The sequence below is a fragment of the Pelovirga terrestris genome (genome assembly GCF_014773365.1).
GTDB classification, from domain to species: Bacteria; Desulfobacterota; Desulfuromonadia; order Desulfuromonadales; family Geopsychrobacteraceae; genus Pelovirga; species Pelovirga terrestris.
Window position 1 is genome coordinate 256,949 of the sequence record NZ_JACWUN010000003.1, and the last position, 6,195, is coordinate 263,143.

At 54.4% G+C, this 6,195-nt stretch carries 3 protein-coding genes and 1 pseudogene; 2 read left to right on the plus strand and 2 right to left on the minus strand.

What is annotated here, in order from left to right:
* The first annotated feature begins 40 nt into the window (after nucleotides 1-40).
* Nucleotides 41-1,126, plus strand: coding sequence for a Fic family protein (locus ICT70_RS04220; protein ID WP_191154135.1), 1,086 nt, complete (start codon nucleotides 41-43; stop codon nucleotides 1,124-1,126).
* A 3-nt stretch (nucleotides 1,127-1,129) separates the two neighbouring features.
* Nucleotides 1,130-4,378 (plus strand): type I restriction endonuclease subunit R, encoded by a 3,249-nt coding sequence (locus tag ICT70_RS04225; protein WP_191154136.1) that lies wholly within the window; start codon nucleotides 1,130-1,132, stop codon nucleotides 4,376-4,378.
* 43 nt (nucleotides 4,379-4,421) lie between these two features.
* On the opposite strand, the gene ICT70_RS04230 is transcribed toward ICT70_RS04225, so the two are convergent.
* Nucleotides 4,422-5,876 (minus strand): cryptochrome/photolyase family protein, encoded by a 1,455-nt coding sequence (locus tag ICT70_RS04230; protein WP_191154137.1) that lies wholly within the window; start codon nucleotides 5,874-5,876, stop codon nucleotides 4,422-4,424.
* A 124-nt stretch (nucleotides 5,877-6,000) separates the two neighbouring features.
* A pseudogene (locus tag ICT70_RS04235) lies at nucleotides 6,001-6,195 on the minus strand (IS4 family transposase); the annotation flags it as partial.

The following is a 6,195-nucleotide window of genomic DNA, read 5'->3' on the forward strand; positions in this document are numbered from 1 at the left end:
TGAGCAGGTCGCACACTCCTCCACGCCGCAGGGGTACACAATGACACTGAGTATCAAGGATCACTTCCCCCCTAAAGAGCCGCTCGAATCCCCGGCCGTGTTGCGCGCGCTGGTGGCGGCTCACCGCCATCTGGCCGAGCTGAAGGGGGTGGCTCGCAGTATTCCCAACGAACGGCTGCTGGTCTCCACCCTGGCGCTGCAGGAAGCGCAGAGCAGCTCGGAAATTGAGAACATCATCACCACTCAGGATGCCCTCTACCGCTATCAGGTGCAGCCCGGCTCGGTCGACCCGGCCGGCAAGGAAGTGGCCTGGTATGCCCAGAGCCTTGAGGTCGGTTTTGGCGAGGTGCGCGACAGCGGGTTGCTACGGCTGGAGACGATTCTCAAGGTGCAGGCCATCCTCGAAGGCAACAATGCTGGTCTGCGCCGCACCCCCGGCACGGTATTAAAGAATGAGCGCAGCGGTGAGGTTGTCTATGTACCACCAACCCCGGAAAAGCTGCCGGCGCTGATGGACGAGATGGTGGCCTGGATCCATGCCGACAACGGACTCGATCCACTGGTACGAATGGCGGTGATGCATCACCAGTTCGAAAGTATCCACCCTTTTTATGATGGCAATGGTCGCACCGGCCGTATTCTCAATATCCTGTTTCTGGTACGCGCCGGGCTGCTGGATTCACCCATCCTCTATTTAAGCCGCTATATCAGTCAGACCAAGGCCGGTTACTATTCTGAGTTGCAGCAGGTGCGCGACACCGGCGAATGGGAAAGCTGGCTGTTGTATCTGTTGCGCGGGGTGGCCGCAACGGCTCGTCATACGACCGCGCTGGTGGAAGCCATTGCCCGGCTGCTGCAAAAACACAAACACCATATCCGCGCCCATTACCGCTTCTACAGCCAGGATCTGATCAACAACATCTTCCGCCACCCCTATACCAAGGTGGCCTTCATCGAGCAGGATCTGGGCGTATCACGGGCCACCGCAACCCGTTATCTGGACGATCTTGCCAAAGGCGGCATTCTCGACAAGCACCGACTGGGGCGCGAAAACTATTATGTCAACCGGGATCTGGTGCAACTGCTATTCAATCTTCCACCCCTGGATATCGACGTGGAGCACTAGCCGATGCCCAATTTCCTGACCGAAGACGCCATCGAGCAGGCGATGGTTCAGCGTCTGCAGCATCTGTATGGCTATGATGCGCTGGATTGCTATACCAGCGATCCGGCGGATATGAAGGATGGTTCGGGGCGTTCGGACAAGCGCGAGGTGATTTTACGTCATCGTCTGAAAGATGCGGCTGTGCGCCTTAATCCGGAGATCCCTGAAGCCGCCATCGAGGATGCGCTGGATCAGGTGTGCGACCGGCGTCAGGCCATGGCCACCATGGTTGCCAACCGTGAACTGGACAACCTCATCCGCGACGGGGTGCGGGTCGTGTTCAGGGACGCCGAAGGGCGCAACCGTAAGGAACGGGTCCGGTTGATCGACTTTGAGCAAGCTGACAACAATCATTTTCTGGTCGTCACCCAGCTATGGATTCAGAGTACCGGTGCGGCGGCCAGGGCGGGCTATCGTCGCCCCGATATCCTGCTGTATGTCAATGGTTTGCCATTGGTCTTTATCGAGCTGAAGAATTCCAATGTCAAACTGCAAACCGCCTACCACGACAACCTGACCAACTACAAAGCCGACATTCCCCAGTTGTTTCTGACCAACGTCTTCTGTGTGCTGAGCAATGGAATCGAAACCCGCCTTGGCAGTCTGAGCGCAGCGTGGGAGCATTTTTTCCACTGGCTGCGCCCGGAGGATGAAAAGGAAAAAATCCGCCGTGACCAGATCCGTGCCGAAGGCACCAGCGCCGAGCGCTTTCTGCAAGGACTGTGTGCCAAAAGCAAGCTGCTGGACTATGTTGAAAACTTTGTCATCTATCACAAGGGTTCGCAGAAGATCATTGCCCAGAACCACCAGTTCCTTGGTGTGAATAAGGGTTTTGACAAGTTTCTGCGGCGCGAGGAATTCGGCGGCAAGCTGGGGGTGTTCTGGCATACCCAGGGTTCGGGCAAGAGTTTTTCGATGATCTTTTATGCGCGCAAGATCATCCGCAAGGTGCCGGGCAATTACAGTTTTGTGGTGGTGACTGATCGCGATGATCTGGACGGGCAGATTTATCGTAACTTCCTCAATACCGAAACGGTAAAAAAAGCCGATGCCGCCCAGCCCAAAGACAGCGAGCAGTTGCGCACCTTTCTTGGCCAGAACAAAAAACTTATTTTTACCCTGATTCATAAATTCCGCTGGCCCAAAGGCAAGCGCTACCCGCTGCTGTCAAAGCGCGACGACATTATCGTGATTGTCGATGAGGCGCATCGCACCCAGTACAAATCCCTGGCGGAAAATATGCGTGCCGGGTTGCCCAATGCCCGCTATCTGGCCTTCACCGGAACCCCCTTGCTGGGGCGTGAGCGCAAGACCTACGAATGGTTTGGCGATTATGTGTCGGAATACAACTTCAGTCAGTCCATGGATGACGGTGCGACCGTGCCGCTGTTCTACAAAAAACGGGTGCCGGAGGTATTGAATCAGAACGAGGACTTAAGCGACGAATTCTACGAAATTCTGGAAGATGAAAACCTCGATGAGGCACAGCAGGAAAAGCTGGAGCGTCATTTTGCCACAGAGCTGCAAGTGATCAAACGCGATGACCGGCTGGAAACCATCGCCAAGGATCTGGTCTATCACTTTCCGCGCCGGGGTTATCTTGGCAAGGGGATGGTTATCACGGTGGACAAGTTCACCACCGTGAAGATGTACGATAAGGTTCTACGGTTGTGGAAAGATCAAATCAAAGCGCTGCGTGGCGAGATCAAACAGACCGAGGATGAAGTCCACAGGCTGCGCTTGCACAAGCAACTCGAATGGATGCGCAAGGTGCAAATGGCGGTGGTAATCAGCGCCGAAAACGGCGAGGAAGAAAAGTTCGACGCTCAGGGGCTCGATATTCGCCCACACCGCAGACGTATGGAGCAGCTGGACAGCCACGGCCACGACCTGGAATACAACTTCAAAGATCCGGAGCATCCGCTGCAACTGGTCTTCGTTTGCGCCATGTGGCTGACGGGATTTGATGCGCCGACGATTTCGACCCTGTACCTCGATAAGCCGCAGAAAGATCACACCCTGATGCAGACCATTGCCCGTGCCAATCGGGTGAGTTCGCATCGCATCAACGGCGTGGAAAAGGCCAATGGCGAAATCGTCGATTATTACGGCGTGATCGGCAGGTTGAAAAAGGCAATCAAGGATTACGGTCAGGGCGGCGACGGACTGGATGAACCACCGGTCAGGGATAAAGAGGAATTGTTTGTCTTGTTGGCTGATGCCATTGAGCAGGCGCGTTCCTTCTGTGCCGAGCGCGACATCGTCATTGACGCGGCACTGGCCGCGGATGACGTATTCAAGCAGGTCAGCCTGTTTCACGCATGGGCCGATAGGCTGCTGTCAAAAGACGAGTGGCGGCAATCTTTCAAGGTGTACGAAAACACCATCACTGCCCTCTATGAAGCCTGCAAGCCGGAGATTCTGGGCGCTCCGGTTATGCGCAAGGTGGCCCTGTTCCAGTATCTGCGCGGCGTCATCGACAGCGTTATTGAACAGCAGGATATTGCTGCGGCCACCCGTAAAGTCAACGAACTGCTTGATGAAAGTCTGATTGTTGATGATGAAAAATTCACCGGGGTTAAAGAAGAGCGCGGCGGCTATAAGATCGAACAAAAAGGCAGGGGTTGGGACTTAAGTAAAATTGATTTCGACAAACTCAAAGCGGGGTTCAAACAGGTCACTTATAAGCATATCGAGATTGCCGACTTGCGGGCGTTTCTGGAAAAGAAACTGCAGGATATGCTCAACCGGAACTGTACCCGCCGGGATTTTGCCGAGCGTCTGCAGGAGATCATCGACAACTATAATGCGGGGAGTAATTCGGCTGACAGTGATTTTGCCGAGCTGGTCAAATTTGCCGAATCACTCAAGGAAGAAGAAGCTCGACACGTCCGGGAGGGACTTACCGAAGACGAGCTGGAAATCTATGACCTGCTATGCAAAGACAACATGACCAAGACCGACGAGAAGAAGGTTCGACTGGCAGCCAAGGCGTTACTGAAACGGCTGATTGAGGAAAAACCCAAGGTGCTGGTTCAGGACTGGTATAAAGACAGTCAGACCCGCCTGTCGGTGCGGGATGAAGTAGGTGCGGTGCTGGACAGGTATCTTCCCGAAGACACCTATGATAAAGACCTTTTTACCCAGAAACGCGACAAGGTGTTTGAATTGACGCTGGACCTGGCCATCAATCAACAAAGATGGGCGGCATAATCAATCATTTAAGCAGAGATGAGCCTTTTATTCAAAACCATCATCAGGGCTGCTTGATGTGTCCCTGGCGCACCATCTGATAAGCCGCCAGCGCCCGCTTTCGTGAAGTTTTCAGATCAACAATCGGCAATGGATAATCGACCCCCAGCCTGACATTCGCCTGCTCCAGCATGTCTGCCGAAGCTGTCCAGGGAGCGTGGAGATAGCGGGTCGGCAGTTGCGCAAGTTCAGGGAGATAACGACGGATGTAAGCACCGTCGGGATCGAATTTCTGCCCCTGGGTAACGGGGTTGAAGATTCGGAAATAGGGAGCAGCATCAGCACCACAACCGGCAACCCACTGCCAGCTCGCCGCATTGCTTGCCAGGTCGGCATCCACCAGGCAATCCCAGAACCAGCTTTCCCCCTGCTGCCAGGGGAGCATCAGGTTTTTGACCAGAAAAGAACCCACCACCATCCGTACCCGGTTGTGCATAAAGCCGGTCTGCCACAGCTCGCGCATCCCCGCGTCGACCAGCGGATAACCAGTCAGCCCACCCTGCCAGGAGCGTAAACCCTCTTCATCCTTAAGCCAGGGAAAGCGCTGAAACTCAGCACGCAACGGCAATTCCGGCAGGTGCGTATTATGGTAAAGCTGATAATAGGAAAATTCACGCCATGCCAGTTCGCTGAAAAAATGGTCCAGATCAGCCGCCGAAATATTTTCCGTGGCTGCCGCCGTCAATAGAGTCTGACGAATCTGATGGGGAGAGATTTCACCGAAGTGCAGATGGGGGGACAATCGTGACGTCTGCTCCAACGCTGGAAAGTCACGCCCCTGACGATAACCGTCAAGTCCGCCGGCGATAAAGTCATTGAGCCGCTGGTGCGCTCCTTTTTCCCCTGGTTGCCAGTGTTGCTCCAGTTTTTTATGCCAAGGCTGAGAAGGCAACAATGCCAACGCAGCAAGAGGACAGCCGTCTGATATATTTGTTGTGGAATAAAAATGCAGGGCCGGTGCCTGCTCGAGAGGTGATCTCGGAACAGTGCGACCGAGACAGCCTTTACGGTAGTAAGGGGTAAAGACCTTGTAGGGAGTAGCGTCCCCCTTGAGCACTTCCCAGGGTTCCCATAATAGGGAGGCGTTAAAACTCTGAACGCCAATGCCCGTTTGGTTAAGGGTCTCCTTGATCCGGCGATCGCGTTCAATCCGCCAGGGTTCATAGCAGCGATTCCAGAAAACCTTTTCTGCGCCGACCGCCCTGGTCAACCGCTGCAGGATCTCCTCGGCCTTCCCGGCAAAAAAAAGCAGGCGCCCCTGTAACTGCTGCTCAAGCTGATGCAACGAACGGTGCAGCCACCAGCGGCTGGCACTCCCCATCCGCCACGTGCCGGGCTGTTCATCATCAAGGATGTAGACCGGGATGACAGCACCCTGCTGAGCGGCAGCTGTCAGACCCGGATTATCAGCCAGACGCAAATCCTGACGGAACCAGAAAATCACCGGGGCATCAATCATCTCCACCTCCAGGGCAACAATAAAGCGGTTGACATTCAATTTTTTTGGAATATTACGCTAAGCGAATAACTCAACTTTCGCACCACCCAAGGTGCTGCTAACAGATTAAAATTACATCGTTCTTTTACAATTGACAGGCCGGAAGTAGCAACGATCGCCGCAAAAGGCCGGGGATTTCTTCCATAAATGCTACCAGCATGGCCTTGATCGGTGCCACCATTTTGTCTGCAAAGCTTTTGATCACCTGCTCCAATAGGTTCATCAGCAGTTGCAGTGCTTCGACAAAACTGACTTGGCGCAGTTCATCACAGCCGGCATG